The organism is Mucilaginibacter sp. (genome assembly GCF_041660805.1).
Taxonomy (GTDB): domain Bacteria; phylum Bacteroidota; class Bacteroidia; order Sphingobacteriales; family Sphingobacteriaceae; genus Mucilaginibacter.
In genome coordinates, this window is record NZ_JBAZVP010000003.1 from 29,632 (window position 1) to 47,898 (window position 18,267).

The 18,267-nt window shown below is 41.9% G+C and carries 15 protein-coding genes and 1 pseudogene; 4 read left to right on the forward strand and 12 right to left on the reverse strand.

What is annotated here, in order from left to right; all coding sequences use genetic code 11:
* Positions 1–33 precede the first annotated feature (33 nt).
* Positions 34–273, reverse strand: a pseudogene (locus WC743_RS05560) (helix-turn-helix domain-containing protein); the annotation flags it as partial.
* A gap of 211 nt (positions 274–484) precedes the next feature.
* Positions 485–1,264, reverse strand: a complete 780-nt coding sequence (locus WC743_RS05565) for an NUDIX domain-containing protein (RefSeq protein WP_373010856.1) — start codon at positions 1,262–1,264, stop codon at positions 485–487.
* A 181-nt stretch (positions 1,265–1,445) separates the two neighbouring features.
* On the opposite strand from WC743_RS05565, the gene WC743_RS05570 reads away from it, so the two are divergent.
* The 3 genes from WC743_RS05570 to WC743_RS05580 all read left to right on the forward strand — a co-directional run bounded on the left by WC743_RS05570 (position 1,446) and on the right by WC743_RS05580 (position 5,952).
* A complete protein-coding gene (locus WC743_RS05570) occupies positions 1,446–4,310 on the forward strand; it encodes a PQQ-dependent sugar dehydrogenase (protein ID WP_373010857.1) in 2,865 nt (954 codons plus the stop codon).
* A 32-nt stretch (positions 4,311–4,342) separates the two neighbouring features.
* Complete coding sequence (locus tag WC743_RS05575) at positions 4,343–5,305, forward strand: sugar phosphate isomerase/epimerase family protein (RefSeq protein WP_373010858.1); 963 nt, start codon at positions 4,343–4,345, stop codon at positions 5,303–5,305.
* A gap of 275 nt (positions 5,306–5,580) precedes the next feature.
* Positions 5,581–5,952, forward strand: coding sequence for a helix-turn-helix domain-containing protein (locus WC743_RS05580; RefSeq protein WP_373010859.1), 372 nt, complete (start codon positions 5,581–5,583; stop codon positions 5,950–5,952).
* Here WC743_RS05580 and WC743_RS05585 read toward each other — a convergent pair.
* From WC743_RS05585 to WC743_RS05595, 3 genes are all read right to left on the reverse strand, one after another.
* Entirely contained in the window at positions 5,922–6,734 is an 813-nt protein-coding gene (locus WC743_RS05585) for a helix-turn-helix domain-containing protein (protein ID WP_373010860.1), read from the reverse strand. The genes WC743_RS05580 and WC743_RS05585 overlap by 31 nt on opposite strands.
* Before the next feature lie 129 nt (positions 6,735–6,863).
* Positions 6,864–7,187 carry a nuclear transport factor 2 family protein gene (locus tag WC743_RS05590; RefSeq protein ID WP_373010861.1) on the reverse strand — a complete coding sequence of 108 codons (324 nt, stop codon included), beginning with the start codon at positions 7,185–7,187 and terminating at the stop codon, positions 6,864–6,866.
* 19 nt (positions 7,188–7,206) lie between these two features.
* A complete protein-coding gene (locus WC743_RS05595) occupies positions 7,207–8,001 on the reverse strand; it encodes an SDR family oxidoreductase (RefSeq protein ID WP_373010862.1) in 795 nt (264 codons plus the stop codon).
* A gap of 124 nt (positions 8,002–8,125) precedes the next feature.
* On the opposite strand from WC743_RS05595, the gene WC743_RS05600 reads away from it, so the two are divergent.
* Positions 8,126–8,503, forward strand: a complete 378-nt coding sequence (locus WC743_RS05600) for a winged helix-turn-helix transcriptional regulator (protein ID WP_373010863.1) — start codon at positions 8,126–8,128, stop codon at positions 8,501–8,503.
* A gap of 672 nt (positions 8,504–9,175) precedes the next feature.
* Here WC743_RS05600 and WC743_RS05605 read toward each other — a convergent pair.
* From WC743_RS05605 to WC743_RS05635, 7 genes are all read right to left on the reverse strand, one after another.
* On the reverse strand, positions 9,176–9,865 hold the full coding sequence (locus WC743_RS05605) for a heterodisulfide reductase-related iron-sulfur binding cluster (RefSeq protein WP_373010864.1): 690 nt from the start codon (positions 9,863–9,865) through the stop codon (positions 9,176–9,178).
* 209 nt (positions 9,866–10,074) lie between these two features.
* On the reverse strand, positions 10,075–10,872 hold the full coding sequence (locus WC743_RS05610; RefSeq protein ID WP_373010865.1) for an FAD-binding and (Fe-S)-binding domain-containing protein: 798 nt from the start codon (positions 10,870–10,872) through the stop codon (positions 10,075–10,077).
* On the reverse strand, positions 10,847–11,866 hold the full coding sequence (locus WC743_RS05615; protein ID WP_373010866.1) for an FAD-binding oxidoreductase: 1,020 nt from the start codon (positions 11,864–11,866) through the stop codon (positions 10,847–10,849). The genes WC743_RS05610 and WC743_RS05615 overlap by 26 nt, the downstream gene beginning before the upstream one ends.
* 220 nt (positions 11,867–12,086) lie before the next feature.
* Positions 12,087–13,691 carry a glycoside hydrolase family 28 protein gene (locus tag WC743_RS05620; RefSeq protein ID WP_373010867.1) on the reverse strand — a complete coding sequence of 535 codons (1,605 nt, stop codon included), beginning with the start codon at positions 13,689–13,691 and terminating at the stop codon, positions 12,087–12,089.
* A 4-nt stretch (positions 13,692–13,695) separates the two neighbouring features.
* Positions 13,696–15,060, reverse strand: coding sequence for a hypothetical protein (locus WC743_RS05625; RefSeq protein WP_373010868.1), 1,365 nt, complete (start codon positions 15,058–15,060; stop codon positions 13,696–13,698).
* Between the two features lie 468 nt (positions 15,061–15,528).
* Positions 15,529–16,092 carry an RNA polymerase sigma factor gene (locus tag WC743_RS05630; RefSeq protein ID WP_373010869.1) on the reverse strand — a complete coding sequence of 188 codons (564 nt, stop codon included), beginning with the start codon at positions 16,090–16,092 and terminating at the stop codon, positions 15,529–15,531.
* A gap of 380 nt (positions 16,093–16,472) precedes the next feature.
* Positions 16,473–18,263 (reverse strand): RagB/SusD family nutrient uptake outer membrane protein, encoded by a 1,791-nt coding sequence (locus WC743_RS05635; RefSeq protein WP_373010870.1) that lies wholly within the window; start codon positions 18,261–18,263, stop codon positions 16,473–16,475.
* Positions 18,264–18,267 lie beyond the last annotated feature (4 nt).

Below are 18,267 nucleotides of genomic sequence, written 5' to 3' on the forward strand. Positions count from 1 at the left end.
GCTTAGCCGGTCAATTTTATTTTGCTCAGAATGTCAGTTAAACGATTGCCTGAACGCAGATGGCGAGACATTGGTTTTATTTTTGAACAGTTTATTGAACGATTGGGGGCATTCAAAACCTAAAGCGTAGGCGATCTCACTGATGGATAAGGGCGTGGTGGTCAGCAATGCCTTTGCTTTCTCAATGAGTTTTTCGTGAATATGCTGCCAGGTGGTTTGCCCGGTCAGGCTGCGCAGTATATCACTTAAGTAATTGGGCGAAACATTTAATTGTTAAATGTGCTCAATTTTCAACATGATTAGCCTTTTACAATTGAATGTTTATAGAAGCCACTTTCTTCAAATCTTCCATAAAAAAGTTCGAAAATTGTGGTCTAACGGTCACAAGCCTTTCAACAATATGTTGAAAGGCTTTATTATTTAAAACTTCCGGTAGAACATCCGATTTCGTATCGGTAGGATAGGTTTCATATAAGGAACATAATCAGACCAGTACCAACCCCTCATTCAAAGCTTTTTCGTACGCTTCATTCTCGAATTTATAATAGGTCGGCGAACGGTGCCCGCCAATGCTTTTCTTTTCCTGAAGTTTGGTTAACAGGCCCAGCGATTGCAGCTTGATGGGAAAATTGGTAGCATTAAGTTTTTTTCCGGAGAGTACCTCGTACAGCTGCTTAATCTCTTTAAGCGTAAATTTTTGCTGTAACAAGGCCTTGCCTATGGGGTAATGGTACAGGTGCATGCGCATGGCAAGCAAGGCCTCCTTCAACATATCCTCATGGTCAAATCCCAGGGGTGGTAAGTAATTTACAGGGAACCACCGACACTCACTCGACAGGAAATCGGTACTGGGCTGCGCATTTAAAATATCGGTGATAGCATAAAAGCCGACGGACGCTGTTTCGCCGCTCAGCCAGCTGTCACCATCTATTTTAACGCCCAAAAGCTCAGTAAATTCATCTTCATCCCATGATCCGCGGTTACCATTACGTCCTACATCGCCAAAGGTTTTAAACTGTTGCAGAAACAGGCTCGCTATCCCGGTGCGTTCATCTGTGACACGGGCGGCGGCTTGTTCAAGGTTTTCGTTTTTAAGAATATATCCGCCGGGCAAACACCATTTGGTCACAATTTTATCTTTAACCAGCAGCACCAGCAATTGCTCGCCATCATACCCGAATATAGCACAATCAACAACCAGGTTTGGCCGGTAATCCACATGGCCTTTCAAAATGAATTTGCGGAACTCCTCTATGGTCTTCACTGAAAAAAATTATTTATTGATTTTTAACAAATGTAATTAGAAATTTATACATTCGTTCATTAATTGAATTTCAATAAATGATTTCAATTGATTATCAGCCTGTCTCGCACCCAACTTAATATTAGGTGTTAAACATGGCCGGTAAGTTGCCTGCGCCTTAAAACCGATTAAACTAACCAATATGTTGCTATTTTCACGTAAACTGCGCCACCGCGCCCGATACCTGCAGCCCGCACTTATCGCAGCTTGTTTTTTGCTTCATTCCTGTACCGGGAATAAGGTAAAAGATGATGGGAAAAAACCTGATGATAACCGGTTTACGCCGATTGCACTTACCAAAACAGGAGACCTGGACGAGCCGATGAATTTTGAGGTACTGAATAATGGGCAGGTTTATATTAATGAGCGCAAAGGCGGCCTGAAATTGTACGATCCTGCTACCAATTCAGTAACTCTTGTATCCACCATCCCGGTAAATACTAAATATACCAGCGCACAAGGCGTGGTCACCGAGGCCGAAGAGGGCTTCATCGGCTTTACTATCGATCCTAAATTTGACGAGAATCATTGGGCCTACCTGTTCTACTCATCCACCAGGGGAAAGAAAGATGTGCTGAGCCGTTGGGAACTGCGCGGCGATAAACTGATTGCAGGCTCCGAAAAGGTTTTGCTGGAAATACCAAAACAACGTGAGGTATGCTGCCATACAGGCGGAGGCATGACCTGGGATGCCGACGCGAACCTGTTTATTACCGTTGGTAACAATACAGGCAACGTGGCTGATAAATCGCAGACTGACGAACGGCCTGACCGCACCAGTTGGGACGACCAACGCAGCAGCGGTAATACCAATGACCTGAGAGGCAAAATACTTCGCATTCACCCCGAAGCAAATGGAAGCTATACTATTCCGGACGGTAACCTTTTCCCTAAAGGAACCCCTAAGACCCGGCCTGAAATTTATGTAATGGGAGATCGCAACCCATGGCGACCATCTGTGGACAGTAAAACCGGCTTTTTGTATTGGGGCGAAGTTGGGCCCGATGCGAGTGAAGATAGCAAAACCACGCGAGCCGGACGGGATGAACTAAACCAGGCCCGCAAGGCCGGGTATTTTGGCTGGCCTTATTTTATCGGGGAAAACGTAGGCTACCCAATGTATAATTATAAAACAAATACGGTGCACCCGCCGCAGGATCCTGCACATCCCATTAATAAGTCGGTGAACAATACGGGCCTTACCGAGCTGCCGCCGGCACAGCCTGCATTTATATCTTATCCGTACGGGGTTTCCGAAAAGTTCCCTAAGGTTGGTAGTGGCGGGCGCTGCGCGGTTGGAGGGCCTATCTACCACCAGGACAATTTTAAAAATGCTAAGAGTTCCTTTCCATCCTACTATGAAGGAAAATGGATAGCGGCTGACCTTACCCGCGGATGGATCATGTCGATAAAGATGAACGAAAACGGCGCCTATGCAGGGATGGAGCAATTTTTACCTGACTATCATCCTGTAGAACCGATTGATATCAAATTTGGCGCTAACGGCGATCTGTATGTGCTGGAATATGGCAGCAACTGGTTCCGTAAAAGCGAAAACGCCAAGCTGGTACGCATCCACTACAACAGTGGCAACCGCGTTCCAATTGTAAATGCATCCTCAAATGTTACAGGTGGTACTGTTCCGTTAAAAGTAAACTTATCTTCTGCCGGTACAAAAGATTATGACGGGGACAAACTGGATTACGAATGGGCTATAAAAGACGCCATGGGCAAAACCATACAAACGCTGAAAGATTCAAATACAAACCTTACGCTTGATAAAACCGGCGTTTACAATATACTGCTCACCGTTAAAGACCCCTCGGGCGCTAAAAATAGCAAGTCTTTAAAGATAGTTGCCGGTAACGAGCCTCCCGCCGTGGTGTTAACGCTAAACAGCAACAAAACCATGTTTTTCCCGGGCAAGCCTATTAATTACGATGTGAAGGTTACCGATAAAGAAGATGGTAAGGTTGATCCGAAGCAGGTTGCCGTTAGCATAGATTATGTATCGGAAGGTTTTGATATGGCCGAAGTAACACAGCAGCAGCGCAGTGTCGATGCTTCTACCCGCTTTGCTGTTGCAACGGTCTTGATGTCAAAAAGCGATTGCCGCAATTGCCATAATATAAACAGTAAATCGGTAGGGCCCATGTTTACCGCTATAGCCGAAAAATATAAAGACAGATATGCCTGGGCATTGGACAGCTTGTCTAAAAAGATCCGTAAGGGCGGCGGCGGCGTATGGGGCGAGGTAAACATGCCGGCACACCCGGCCATGAGTTTAGCCGACGCGCGTACCATCACCAATTATATCCTGAGTTCTGCCGATAAAAACATCAGTACCCTGCCATTAGCGGGAACTTATACCGAAAAACTGCCTGCTGACGATGCCGGCGCAGGTATTGTGATTATCCGGGCGGCTTATACGGATAAGGGAGCTACATCGGTACCTGCATTAACAACTGAAAAGGTTATTCAATTACACAGCCCGCAATACAGCCCCGGAGCTGCAGATATCATCCATAATGCAGCTAAGGTGGTTGAAGCTATGTTTACCGTAACAACCAACATAAGGCCTAAAAACAACGGGTATTTCGCATACAAAAACATCGACCTTACCAGCGTACGGCAGGTGGCTATAATGGCTACTGCCAACCCAATGCAGGGGTTTGTTGGCGGGACCCTGGAGGTGCACCTGGATAAACCCGGCGGCCAGTTATTAGGAAACGCCGAGGTAAAAGCCGTGAACCCTTTTGCCGCTTTAATGAACGCAGCTAACGCCATGCAAACCAAGGGTGGGTCTAAAGCAGCATCCCCGGCTAAAAAGACAAAAGGACCAAGCATGGCCGATTATGCCAAACTAATGGGCGGTATGGCAACCAAAATTGATATCCCCACAATTACCGGTGAGCATACTATTTATTTTGTATTCAAAAATGCGAAGGCAAAACCGTTGGAGCCGCTGATGTCGGTATCCAGCGTTAAATTCAGTGATGTTAAATAATAAGGAATTGTAATAATAATTTAAAACTAATCATGACAAACAGAAGATCCTTTTTAAAATTGACGGGAGCAGCGGCATTGGGCGGCTTACTACTTCCAAAATTAAGTCGTGCGGGCTTGATTAATGCACCCGGATATAAGAATAACATTGGCATCCAGTTGTATACCCTATCGGATCTGATGGTAGCCGACGCAAAAGGGACTTTGCAAAAAGTAGCCGGTATTGGTTTCAAAGAACTGGAGTCGGCCGGATCACCCAAAGGCTCGTACTATGGTTACACGCCAAAGGAGTTCAAAGCAATTACAAAAGACCTGGGCCTGCATTGGCGATCTAATCACGTATCAGGTGCGCCTTTTGAAATGGCGAAGCTGGAAGCGATGATAAAAAAGAACATGGGCGGTGACGATGCCAAGGCTAAGCAGATGATGGAGCGTTTTAAGTACATTGCTTCAATGCCCACTCTTAAAAACGACTACCAGAAGTTAGTGGACGAGTCTGCCGAAGGAGGTCTTAGTTACCTGGTGTGTGCCAGCATCCCGGTAGGTAGTTTGGACGAGATGAAAACAGCCGTAGAAATTTTTAACAAAACCGGCGAAGCTTGTAAAAAAGCTGGGATCCAGTTCGCTTATCATAACCATGCTACAGAGTTCGATTTGGTTGAAGGGCACCGCCCGTTTGATTATATCTTATCGAATACTGACAAAGATCTTGTAAAAATGGAACTGGACCTGGGCTGGGCCACCAAAGCCGGTCAGGATCCTAAAGAATTGTTTAAGCAGCACCCCGGCAGATTCCCACTGTGGCACGCCAAGGACATGGACAAAATAAACAAAGCGCCTGCCGAAGTAGGCACGGGCATAGTTGACTTTAAAAGTGCGTTCGACCATGCTAAAGATGCCGGAATGAAGTACTTTTTTGTGGAGCAAGACCAGGCGCCGCAACCGCTCCAAAATATCACCAATAGCTATAACTATCTAAAGAAATTGTTAGCCTGATCATTCGACGTATAACCAAAAGGCATACCTGTTGTTGGCGGGTGCACCTAATAGTCGCAAAAGTGTCGGTGACAGATCTTACAGCCATTCACAGCATTATGCGCTTCATTCAAAAGAACAGAAGGATAGCCTTTTCGATTATTTGCTTTACAAGGAATAACCCTAAAAAAGCGTTCGCTGAAGTTGGCGGGCCCAGTCTAAAAAATTGGTAAAATAGCGGTAGTACTGAATAACTCGTTAATCTTATCATCAAAAGGCCTCCATATTGCGGTAATATGGAGCCTTTTAATTTTAATGAACTTCCTGAAGTAGTGCGTCTGCTCTTCGAAAAAGTGGAGCAGATTGAATTGATGGTTCTAAATCTGCAACCAAAAGAGGATGATGAACATGAATTACTGGACATTAAGGAAGCCGCTGAATTTCTTAAGGTTTCCGTTGCATCATTATATAACAAGGCCAGCCGTAAAGAAATACCTGTCAGCAAACCCGGAAAAAGACTTTACTTCAACCGGGCGGAACTTAAAGAATGGGCTAAGCCTGGCCGAAAAAAAAGCGTGCAGGAAATCCGGCTGGAAGCAAGCAGTCGTTTGAACAAATATAGGAAACCATCCAAAAATCAGCTGTTCATCAGGTCCGTCGGCGTATAGCCGAAATGTTTTTTAAAGGCATAAGAGAAATGGGAAAGGTTCTCAAAATCGGCCTCGAGGTAGATATCCACCGCCCTTTTATGTTTTTCGGCCAGCTGATAATGCGCCAGTTCCAGGCGTTTTTGCGTGAGCCATTTTTGCGGGGTATTATGGAACGACTTTTTAAAATCCCGGTTAAAAGTGGATAAGCTGCGGCCGGTGAGATAGCCGAACTTTTCCATGGGCATATTAAACATATAATGCTTCTCCATAAACTCGGGCAGGTTGATCTTGCCCGGTTCTGAAAAGTCCGCCAGCAAACTGTCCGTGCCGGGATCAATAAAGCGCAGGATCGCAATCGCTTCCTCTACTTTCAACGCAGCAACACTTTCCGGCAGCTGCTGCTCCAGGTCGAAATAAGGAAGCAATGAGGTAAAGAAGCTCTCCAGCAACGGGTGCCCGTCAAATATCCTAACCTGATGGGTGACCGGCCGGTCCGAAAGCACTGGCTGGTTTTTCGCGTAGAAGGACTTTAATCGCTCCACCGTTAAACCCAGCACAACGGCCTTGTATAGCCTGCCGTCTTTAGGCTGCTTGATCACCGCCGACAACTGGTTGCGCGGAAAAAGCAAAGTGCTTCCCGCTCCAAAAGTATAGGACCGGTCGGCCTGGATCACCTTCATTTCGCCTGAAATGATCCGAACGAACGAATGAAATTCCAAAATGATCTCATCCTTGAAAAACTTCTCTTCAATGACGGTCCATATCATCCGGGCAAAAGGAAAGGGTTGCTGTACAGCCATGCTATAAAGTTATCAATTTGTAAACGGATGAAGGCGTGCCTTTGCGCTGCCTGTCAAACGGGTATTAAATAGCGAAGGTAGCTGCTCTTTAAACGTTATGCTTTGTTTAGCATGTCAAATTTACTTTGTTCATCCGGTCACTTTTAGCGATTGGATCAGTCCGCCTACCAGTTCCAGGTGGTATTTTAAAACCAAAGGGCTTCCGTCAAATGTTCCCGAAACCCTGGCCTCCAGCACCGTATCATCTCCAATTTGGGTGAAACTGAGCGGCTCCATCCGGGTTTGATATTTTTTGTTGGCCTGTTCGATCCATTTCCTGATCTCGGCTTTGCCGTTATGCGTTTCGCCTTCGTCATAAACGATGGCGGCTTCGTCAAAGCAATCAGCATAAGCGCTATGATCTAAATTATTTTGTGCCTCCACTAATGCGGCAACTACTGCTGGTAAATTCATGCTTTTGTTTTTTGGTAAATTATACTGTAGGTATCGTTCCGCCATCAATCACATATTCTGTTCCGGTAAGGTAACCGGCGCGCGGCGAAACCAGGAAACCTACCAGTTCAGCAACTTCTTCCGGCTGGGCTGGCCTGCCAAAAGGTATGCCGCCTAAGGCATCCATGATGCTTTTCTCGGCTTCTTCTATAGTTGAGCCGGAACTTTTGGAGATTCGCTCCACCATTCTGATCGCTGATGTGGTTTTGATCCATCCCGGTGAAACTGTTAAGACGCGCACGCCTTTGGGCGAAACCTCGTTAGATAAGCTCTTGCTGTAATTGATAAGGCCCGCTTTAGCAGCCGCATATGGCAATGTAGAATCATATAATGGCAACCTGCCCTGGATAGAAGCGATGTGAATGATGACCCCCTTACCACGTTCCAGCATCTGCGGCAAAAACTCCCGGTCAAGGCGCACAGGTGCCAGCAGGTTGGTGCGGATGGTCGACTCCCAATCTTCGTCCGTTAACACCGCGAAGCCGCCGCCCGGTGTTTCGGAAGAGCCCAGGTTATTGATCAGGATATCAAGCCGGCTATAGGTGCTCAGCACTTCTTTAACTACGTTTTGAGTATCCTGTGGCTTACTCATATCGGCGGCAATAAAATGCAGGCCTTCATTGGGTTCGTCCGGTTGATTCCTTGCCGTGATGATGACAGTCGCGCCCGCGCTCAGCAATCGCCCGGCAATTGCCTTACCCGCACCCTTGGTACCACCGGTTACCAGGGCTATTTTGCCACTTAACTCATTATTATAATTAAATTGCTGTTCCATATCAATTTTGTTTTGTTCAAATCTCCGTAGTATGTGCGGTCCATGCAAGTACGGTGTTACGATTCGGATAGGGATAAATTATTCCCATATTGTAAGCAGCTAAACATAGCGTTACATTTGTACTATGTATGAAAAGAAGACATTGCCCAACCTTAACTGCGGCCTCGACCTGATCGCTGAGGTACTGTATGGGAAGTGGAAGATCAGGTTATTGTGGTTCATCAATGAGGGGTATAAACGCCCCAGCGAACTACAGCGCAAGATCCCGGATGCTTCCCGGCGTGTTCTGAACCTGCAGTTAAAAGAACTGGAAGAACATGAACTGGTTACCAGGGTGATTTACCCGGTGATGCCACCAAAAGTAGAATACAGTTTGACGGATTTCGGACAAACGTTGATTCCTGTGATTTCCAGTATTGGTAGTTGGGGAGATGCACATGAAGAACGTTTGCGTGCGATTATTCTAAAACAGTCGAGTGATCAGCAGCATTTATCCAGATAATATCTGTATAAATGATCAGGCGGACCTTTATACAGCGCAACGGGTTCGGGTTTTCGGCTACAATTTCGACGGTTCAGGCTAACTTTTGGTCATCTTATTAATTGACCTTTGATCTATGGAAAATAACATCAAAGGAAAAGTGGTCGCTATCACCGGTGAGCCGAACTAGGCGCATTAAATTACTTTATTCTCCATCGACAGTAAGATCCTTTAGGACCCGGGGTTCGGGCATTCATTATGCTTTCAGCGATACTTAACAAAAACGGTTTAAGCTTTCTTTCGTATCCTGCTAAGATGCTCAGGGCTTAAGCCCAAATAAGAAGCGATATAGTATTGCGGCACTTGTTGGACTATTTGCGGGTAATCACTCGCGAAATCGCGATACTGCTCCTCGTGGGTGGTCGCGATGATCTTCTTACGTTTAGCTTCCGCATTGCAAAAGACCTTTTCTATGATCAATCTGCCAAACCGTTCCCAAATCTTGTATTTATCAAACAAAGCATTTATTGCGTCTTTTTTCAGGATCAGCAGGTCCAGATCCGTCAGTGCCTCCAGGTACTGCTTTGATGGTGTCTGATATAAAAAGTTAAGTGTTTTAAAGAGTTTTTACATAGTTAATTCAATTTTACTACCATTCTAAATTTTGTTAGTTAAATGAGAACATAACATTAGTTAACTACAACACTCGTCTACCAAATTTAATATTGATACATAATGTTGCCCAATAGCGTCAGATAAAGCTATTTCACAAGTTTTTGACGATGAATAGTGGCCATCACAATTCACATTTTTCACTTCTTTAGCTTCAGCCAAAGTTGCGCTAAATGTAAGTTCAGGGTGTAAAAAGCCCCGGTCTCCTGCCATGCCACAACACCCAGCATGGAACGGATAAATAACTTTATCGGCAAAGCGGGCAGCAATTTTATATAATTTATCTTCCGTGCCGGGCATTTTCTTCAACGAACAAACCGGGTGAAGCACAATTGCCCCCTTCTTTTGAGTAACAGTTGTATTTATCATAATGTAATCATGTAGGTAATCAATGCTGTCAATTATGGTAAGTGCATCATATCGTTCTTTATTTACTTCAGAGAAGATTGAGCGGCAATGCATAAGGGTTTGTGTACAAGAACTGATATCCAATACAACTGGAAACTTACCTTGTTGAGTGGTGTCCCACAATTTACTTACTGTTTCGTTCGCCATAAAAGCGAAAGCATCTTTAAACCCTTTCGAGGAATAAATTTGCCCGCAGCAATGTTTGTTTATCTCCATCGGTATAATCACGTTGATTTTAGCCTTTGCAGATACATTAAAAAAAGTTTCCATCACGGTATTCCGGGTATTTTCCGTTTCACCCATTACCCTGGAAATACAGGCTGGGAAGTAAACCACACTAAGATCAAAGTGCGTTTACTGTCGCGATTTGGGTGTGCAGTTGGCGACAGCCAATTGACCACAACGGAAATGCAGGGACAGCTCTTTTAACAGTCTTGGTTAAACGATGCATTGTATTTATGCCCAACAACCTATTCAATGCTATGCCAGACTTCAAAGCAAATCGAACCAAACTAATTAACTGATTTAAAGTTTTCAGCGCTTAGTAAGGCAATCGAATTGGCTATTTCAGAATGATTTTCTCTGCGCAAGCGTTTGACCAAATCCCCAGTATTAATATCAACCGGGCAGGCGGTGGCGCAAAGGCCATCAACGGCGCAGGTATCTAATCCATCGTATTGGTACTCATCCAATAGTTTGTTATATTGCTTCTTACCACCTCTTCTTTTTAGCTTTAACAGTTCGCGTCTGACTACTATACGTTTGCGAGGTGTTAAGGTAATATTCCGACTTGGGCATTTTTGCTCACAAAAACCGTATTCCGTACAACGGTCAACTTCCTCTTCCACTTGTGGCAAATCTTTCAGGTTTTTAATATGGGCTATTTTATCCGTATTAATTATCACACCGGGATTAAGCAAGTTTTCAGGATCAATCACAGCCTTCAATTCCTTCATCACCTGATAGATCACGCCGCCCCATTCAGTCTCAACGAAGGGAGCCATATTTCGCCCGGTGCCATGCTCCGCTTTAAGCGTCCCCTGATATTTTTTTACGACAAGGCTAACTACATCGTTTAAAAAGCCATTGTACCGCTCAACCTCCGCAGCAGTATCAAATGCCTGGGTAACAACAAAATGAATATTACCATCTTTGGCATGGCCAAAGATGATCGCGTTATGATAATTATGTTTAATAAATAATTGTTGCAAATCAGAGATCGCATCGCCCAAAGTCGCTAGAGGGAAAGCAATGTCTTCCAGTATAACAGTTGTTCCACTTGCCCTAACGGCTCCGACAGAAGGAAACATGCCCTTTCGCACTTTCCAAAGCAAATCCTGCTCTGCTGGAATAGCGGTAAAAACCGGCGACTCCAATAACAGTAGCTCCTTCTAACAGTAGCTCCTTCGCAAGCAAGTCAAATTGACTTACTTTAGCATTAACTTCTTGAGTATTGTATCCCTGGTATTCTACTAAAAGCGCGGCAGATTTTTCTGGCAATTGTTTGATAATGGCAGGCATTCCTGTAATATGTTCAATGGATCTAAGTGAAGCACGATCCATTAATTCAACAGCCTCTGCGCCTGACCCGATTAAAGGTATAATAGCTTTGCAGGCGGCATGCATGTCTGGAAAATATAGTAAGGCCGTTGATTTTAAGGGATAATCAGGTACAGTATCCATGACCGCTTCTGCAATAAAGCCTAACGTACCTTCGCCACCAATTAACAGATGGGCTAAAATGTCCAGTGGATGCTCAAAATCTATAAAAGCATTTACTGAATAACCGACCGTGTTTTTGGTTCGGTACTTTTTACGGATTAGGGCAAGTGCATCCTTATTCTCCTGCAACTGATATCTTAATAATTTTATTTTATGATAAATATGCGCGCAATCTACCTTGAACCGCATATAATCGCTTTCCTTTTCTGTTGAAAAAGTCATGCCATTTGGCAAGATGAACCTAAGGTATTTGGTGGTGTGATATGAGTTTTTACTGACACCACAACACATTCCGCTGGAGTTATTAGAAATAATACCACCTATCATGGCCGAATTAATACTTGCCGGGTCTGGGCCTATTTTTTTACTGTATTTTTTTAAGTAAGTGTTAACGTGAGCACCGATCGCGCCGGGTTGTACCCGCACCTGTTCGCCATTTTTTTCAATAATGATTTTATCCCAATGTTGACTCAAATCAACCAAAATGCCGTCGGTTATTGCCTGTCCTGATAAGCTTGTTCCTGCAGCCCTGAAAACTAACGGAACCTGATACTGGCGGGAGAACATTAAAAGTTCAATCACCTCCTGTTCTGATCGGGTAAAACGATTGCTTTAGGACGCAGATAATAAAAACCGGCATCAGAAGCATAGGCTACTATGTCGATTAACCGGGCTTTAATTCTTTTTTGGGTAAGATTTTTTCAAGTAATATTTCCATTTGTCCTTTTAGTTTCATTCCGATATCAACATTCACCCCGTAAAATGATGGGCATGTGATTAGCATATATCCCGTTAACGTTTTTTAATTTCTTAGTAATGTTTTGGCTACAGAAGTCGCTCCATCTATCGTTAAATGGGTAACATCTTTAAATTTAAACAACTCATTGCCTTTAGTCTCAGGCATTTTCATCCTGTCAATATCAAGCCCCTTAATATCGTGGCAAATAACCCCGGGCCGATCATCCTGTTTTATTGTGTTAAACGTAATATCATATAATTGCAGCGCTTTTATATGCCTTGCATACAAGCCATATGCAGGATTAGTACCCAAAACATACGGCTCTGGGTATCCTTTGCCAAGTTCTGGAAATTCCATTTCTCCCTGGGCCTTTGTTCCCCCTCCTCTGTATTGTATGTTAATATGATGAAGCGTAATATTTTCGAGGGGATATCCTGGCATACCTGTAAGTTGAATCCCACTAAAATTATCTGCGTCAATGACGTAGATATTGCTAATTGTTATATTTTTTACTACGCCCATTTTGGTGGTTGCTTTAGGCCCGCGATTTCTTTGGCCAAGCGTGACATATATTGGGTAGCAATTAACATGCTGCATGGTAATGTTAGACACAACAATATTATCCATAGTACCACCGTCTACCACTTCCAGCGCCAATCCATTACAATACCAAAAGGTACAATTAGATACCACGCAATTTCTAAATCCACCGTTTGATTCTGTGCCAAATTTTATACGCCCCCCAGACCAATTCATCTTACTCACTTTCCTTGGTATCCTCCGTCCATCAAGCAATGTTCCTTCCTCAAAAGCAGATACCTGACAATTGGTTATAATTAGATTTTCTGTCAGTACAGGTTTATTCAATGCATAAGAACTTTTGGGACAGATAGCATCGTCTCCAGGCGAGTTAACCTTGCAGTTAGATACCAGCGTATTAGTACAACAATCAATATCAATGCCATCACGATTCGTATCAATGGTTAGGTTATCCAGTGTAGTCAGATCGCAGCCTGTTAATATTATGGCGAAGTGTCCACCATGAAAAATGGTAATATCTCTGATCAAAACATTATTGCATAGTTTTAAAGCAATGGCTTTATCGCCCGTTCCAATAGAACCACCTCGTAAGTCGCCTTCATGTTCTGTATCCATTTTAGTTAAACCGCCGCCATCAATCATACCGCGCCCCGTAATAGATACATTGCTCAGGTGTTCTCCCCATATTAAGCTGTTATGGAAATACGTGTGGCCGCCGTCCTGGTAAGCAGTATCTGTAAAGGCTTCAGGGCTATCATAAGCATTACTATCAGCGGGTGCTCCAACTATAACAGCTCCTGCATCGATATACAAATTTATATTGCTTTTAAGCCTTATGCTGCCACAAAGGTATTTCCCGGCTGGTATGTAAACCGTTCCGCCACCATGAGCATAGCAGTTTTCAATAGCCTTGTTAATTGCCTTATGATCTAACTGCTTACCATCGCCTCTGGCTCCAAAATTTTTAACATTGTAGTTTAATGATGTATCCGGGGCTTGCCCAAACACACAAGTAATAAGCAAAAATGTACATCCTAAAAATGATCTTATAGCTTTAAACATTCCCATGCTAATTGGCTTTTGTTTAATTATCCAATATTTGGTTGTGTCATTATTTAAAAACCTCATTGGCTTACCTAAAAATTAATGGATCAACAAAGGGGCCTATTTTAAAATATCCATTTTGCTGATAATTGCTTTGATTAATTAAAATGCCATTGATATAGAACTTTTCAAATTTTATATCCGATAGTTTGTATGATGCATTAAGTCCGCTGAAATAAACAGAATAGCTTGGGTGATTAACCGGGACTTTGACATTGATGTTTTTGAATAAAAAATTGTTTATATTTAAAGGAGAACGAGTAGCACCTCTATCCATTCTGATATCAATGATCTTTAAAACTTCTGTATCGAAGTAAATGTTCTGAATTATAAAATTCTCCATTTTCAAACCCGGTGTTCCGGAAACTGATCCCATATAATTCAGAAAACCGGAATTTTGCGTTTGAGGAATACCCCATTCTGCATGAATGATATCGCAGTTTTCAATTAAATTGTTCCCGTTAATGGCATGGGGGCGCCAACCTAATTGAATACAGCTTCCTCCCCGCAAATGCCAGAAAATACAGTTTTCAATTTTATAGTTTCCGCTTCCGTTAGCAATAATTCCATCATCCCCAACATTGATAAAACAATTACTAATCACATCATTCTTGCCTGCTATAGTTATACCATCATTATTATATCTAAAGCCTTGTATCTTCAGGTTTTTGGCCACGCTACTGTCAGCGGCGATTACCAAATTAAAGGCAGTGCCCTCAATCATGGTAATACCCTCAATCAAATGCCCTTTCCCACCATTTATCACAATAGTTTTATACCAACCGCCTGATACAGATATATGCGGATCACCAACCTCTGGATAATGAAACGGCCATTGGTCATTAGATATAATGCCACGGCCGTTTATTTTTAGTGATTTATTTGTACGATTTGCCAGCATATACCCCCTTACATAAGCTCCACCGGCAATATATATTTGGTCAACGGTACCCGGTACCCTCCAGTATTTAATATTATAAACTCCAGGGCTAAAATAAACTATGTTTTTTCCGACTGGTACTACTAATGAATCTGAGGAATTGACAGTATAAACATTGGCCGAGCTTTGACGGGGAACATCTTTTGCATCTTCTAACGTATCGGCAAAAATCATTAATGCATTTCTATTCTTAGGATCATCATTAAACTCAACAGAAATTTTCCTTGATCTGTCAATAGTGAATTTCACTTGTTTTCCCCCTGCAATTGATGTAGAAGCAATTGTTCCCAGTCCTATTCTGTCAGGGCGAATTGTTGCCGACACCGCCTTGGAGTTTAATTTAATAACGGATATAGTTGCTTTACCAGAGCATGAAAACGTAGTAAAATGGAAGGATCTGCCTTCATTCCCTTGCCATTCCCATCGCGGCGCGCTGGTTGACGCCTTACTCATATAAACAAAACTACTTTTTGTTATGCCACCGCATGTTACCGAAACTTTATATAGATCTGATTTTTTTTCAAAATTAGCATCAGGTGCGGGATAACATACAAGAGATTGACCTTTTGCATTGTTTAAAAATAGCGAGAGTGTAATTGCAATTATGCAGTAAAAAGCATTTTTAAATTTCCGGTATATTTCCATAATTAGTAATAATTAATATTTAGGTTAAAATATCTACCTGGTTAAAAGTTATAGCTTAAACGACATCATTCCTTATTACTATTAAAATATTTATTTTCAGGCACATAGACTAAGTTGTTTTGCTTAATATCTATTTAGATTATATAAAAATCGTAAATGGGTGAAGGGGTGGTAATTATTCAATTTTTGCAACATGAGATAATAATGTCGCTACTTACTCCAGTTTAATTTTACAAACAATACTTAACGCACTAAGTTAACTGGTCACAAAAAAAATCATGCATACAAAACATTCATTACCTCTGTTTTTGATTCAACAAACCGATCTCGTAAAGTTTTAGTAGCAAGTCTTAAATGTGTTTTTACAGAATTTACTGTAATACCCATTTCTACCGCTGCCTCTTTATATTTTTTTTGTTCCAAATAAACCTGCTTACAAACTTCTAATCTTTGTATAGACAGACCCATTAGTAGTTTATTTATGTACTGTTCGGATTCTGTCTTTTGGAAATAATCATAGGTTATTACGGAATTGCATGATATGGTGTACATATCTATATGTTTCCGGATTCTTTTTTCTTTATTTAATACCATTAAACACTTGTGGTACATACAAGTTTTAAGATATGCGATCAGAGATGTATTTACATTCACACCTAACCGGCCGTCAATAATCTCAATAAAAAGATTTTGAACCTGGTCTTCTGCTTCCATTTTATCTTTCAAAATAAAAAAGGCTTGTGTTTTTAAGGTTCTGTAATAATTTTGAAACAAAATGGTATATGCCTCTTTGTCTTTTATCTTTATCAATTTAATCAATAGGTCATCCTCGGTCTTCATAATATATATTTATAATTGGTTTACGGGTTAATTATCTTTCATAAATTTTATATTTCTTAACGCACTAAGATGAATTAACTATAAAAAAAATCAGACATAATAATATACTGATCTGTGTAGAAATCTGTTTTGGTGTTATTGGCTTATAGCGTTAAGAGGTTTATTAAACAATAATACAGGATGTAGTTTGATTTTGCAAGTTATTTATAGAATTTATTTACTCTGCCAAAAAGAAGACTGGATGGCCTTTTCGCCAATCCAGTCTTCATCCTATTTTGAAACAATAATTATGATACCTATGGCCGAAAACAAAGGCTGCGGTGCTTGAGATTTTAAAGTTCAAAACTCATACTTTATTCACTATTGTCTATTGCTAAAACTTAGTATCCATAATCATTTTTAACATTAGGATTTGAATTTATCAACGCTTGTGGCAGGGGCAATAGTTCCCCATGATTGGGTTTATATGAATCTGCTATATTAGTAATAAAGGCAGGTGATATTGCAGTGGTCCAGGTTGCTTTTGTATAGCCTGCAGGTCCGGTAGCGGGCGCTGGTGCATACATTGAATTCAACCAAATCATATCAACTGAACTATTTTTATAATACCTAGCCGTTGGCAAATTGGCGTATGGCGCTTCTTTATTTACCATTTTATTAAGATTAGCTTTACATTCGGCCAATTTTTGGCCCAATAAATTCCATCTGATTAAATCATACTTTCTAACTCCCTCTCCGCCGAATTCAAGCCAACGCTCATCAACAACAGCATTGAAAAATCCTTGTTTATCTGTAGGAGTTATGCCAATAGATGTTTCATTCCCCTTAAACGCTCGTTTACGAACTGTTTCAAATGCATTGATGGCTTCTGCACTCGGACTACCATTAATTTCATTGTCAGCTTCAGCAAACATTAGCAACACATCCGAATAACGAATAATAGGCCAGTTGACACCTGTGTATAAAGTTGGGTCTGTTAGCGCAAGAGTTGGGTTAGTTTGCCAATCACGACGAAACTTGCCTGAAAATAATACCAATATGGCTGCGGCAGGGTTCTGTGGTTGCTTAAAGTTGCTGGTGGTTACTGAATAATCACATACAGTGGTAGCCATGCGCGTATCAAGTTGATTAAATGCATAATAATACGTTGGGAGCATTTTAACTCCCCCACCAGGGCTAGCACCAACTTGGGGGCCATCTATTCCCCCAAGCCTACCGTCAGTAGCGGATAGGGCACCTGCAAGTGCTACCTCAAATAACACTTCGCCATTAGGCTCGATGGTGTGCGCATCTATATTATCTTTAAAAACAGCCTGAAAAGTTGGATTCAACGCATGTTGTTTAGAGTCTATAATATCTTTACACTCGTCTCTTGCAATTTTATAATAAGTTAAATAATCAGCTTTTCGTTCCATTTGACCAGATTTTCTAAGCGAGTATCCGCCTCTAAACAAGGCTATTTTTGCCCTTAAAGCTTTTATACCACCTTTTTTTATCCTTTCATCTGTTACTACGCCAGGGTCTTTTCTCCAGGGCACTAAATCTTCTGCCGTTTTAAGATCTTCTAACAAATGCTCATAAATGATATCTCTATCTGTCTTGGGAAGATTAAGGTCTTTTATGTCTGAAGATGGAACGAATTGAGCAGGCACATCGCCCCAATTCCTTATGATTTCAAAATAAAATTGCGCCCTCAAAGCTAAAGCTTCGCCATAAAGCCGCTTTAATGCAGCCTGCTCGCCGGCCGAACCGTTGGTATATAAAGCCATGGCCGGAATATTTTTGATGCAAATATTAGCACTTTCTATACCACTATATAACTGGTTAAACGGCAGTTCTAATATTGAATTTTCAGAAGTGGCATTATAACGTGCCATTGCTTTTGGCCCGTTATCACCACCACCTGCCGAGGTGTTAGAAGTTCCAATTGATTCGTCAGTATCCACGGTATAAAACGTGGAAAGTCGTGAACCATATCCCTGGTCACCGGTCAAATGTCCATAAACTCCAAGTACAGCATTTGTAGCATTAGTTACACTACCAAATACAAATGCCGTATCAAATGATGATTTTGGTGAAATGTCTAAATACTTTTTGCAGGATGTTATTGTTGCGAATATTATAGTCAAAGTCAATACAATAGCTTTCTTATTTATATATGTTACTTTCATAATC

What these genes read in the sequence shown, in the direction of transcription:
- WC743_RS05570 (WP_373010857.1), top strand. Translation starts at nt 1,446, where the DNA reads ATGTTGCTATTTTCACGTAAACTGCGCCACCGCGCCCGATACCTGCAG.
- WC743_RS05575 (WP_373010858.1), top strand. Translation starts at nt 4,343, where the DNA reads ATGACAAACAGAAGATCCTTTTTAAAATTGACGGGAGCAGCGGCATTG.
- WC743_RS05580 (WP_373010859.1), top strand. Translation starts at nt 5,581, where the DNA reads ATGGAGCCTTTTAATTTTAATGAACTTCCTGAAGTAGTGCGTCTGCTC.
- WC743_RS05585 (WP_373010860.1), bottom strand. Translation starts at nt 6,734, where the DNA reads ATGGCTGTACAGCAACCCTTTCCTTTTGCCCGGATGATATGGACCGTC.
- WC743_RS05590 (WP_373010861.1), bottom strand. Translation starts at nt 7,187, where the DNA reads ATGAATTTACCAGCAGTAGTTGCCGCATTAGTGGAGGCACAAAATAAT.
- WC743_RS05595 (WP_373010862.1), bottom strand. Translation starts at nt 8,001, where the DNA reads ATGGAACAGCAATTTAATTATAATAATGAGTTAAGTGGCAAAATAGCC.
- WC743_RS05600 (WP_373010863.1), top strand. Translation starts at nt 8,126, where the DNA reads ATGTATGAAAAGAAGACATTGCCCAACCTTAACTGCGGCCTCGACCTG.
- WC743_RS05605 (WP_373010864.1), bottom strand. Translation starts at nt 9,865, where the DNA reads ATGGGTGAAACGGAAAATACCCGGAATACCGTGATGGAAACTTTTTTT.
- WC743_RS05610 (WP_373010865.1), bottom strand. Translation starts at nt 10,872, where the DNA reads ATGTTTCCTTCTGTCGGAGCCGTTAGGGCAAGTGGAACAACTGTTATA.
- WC743_RS05620 (WP_373010867.1), bottom strand. Translation starts at nt 13,691, where the DNA reads ATGAGGTTTTTAAATAATGACACAACCAAATATTGGATAATTAAACAA.
- WC743_RS05625 (WP_373010868.1), bottom strand. Translation starts at nt 15,060, where the DNA reads ATGAGTAAGGCGTCAACCAGCGCGCCGCGATGGGAATGGCAAGGGAAT.
- WC743_RS05630 (WP_373010869.1), bottom strand. Translation starts at nt 16,092, where the DNA reads ATGAAGACCGAGGATGACCTATTGATTAAATTGATAAAGATAAAAGAC.
- WC743_RS05635 (WP_373010870.1), bottom strand. Translation starts at nt 18,263, where the DNA reads ATGAAAGTAACATATATAAATAAGAAAGCTATTGTATTGACTTTGACT.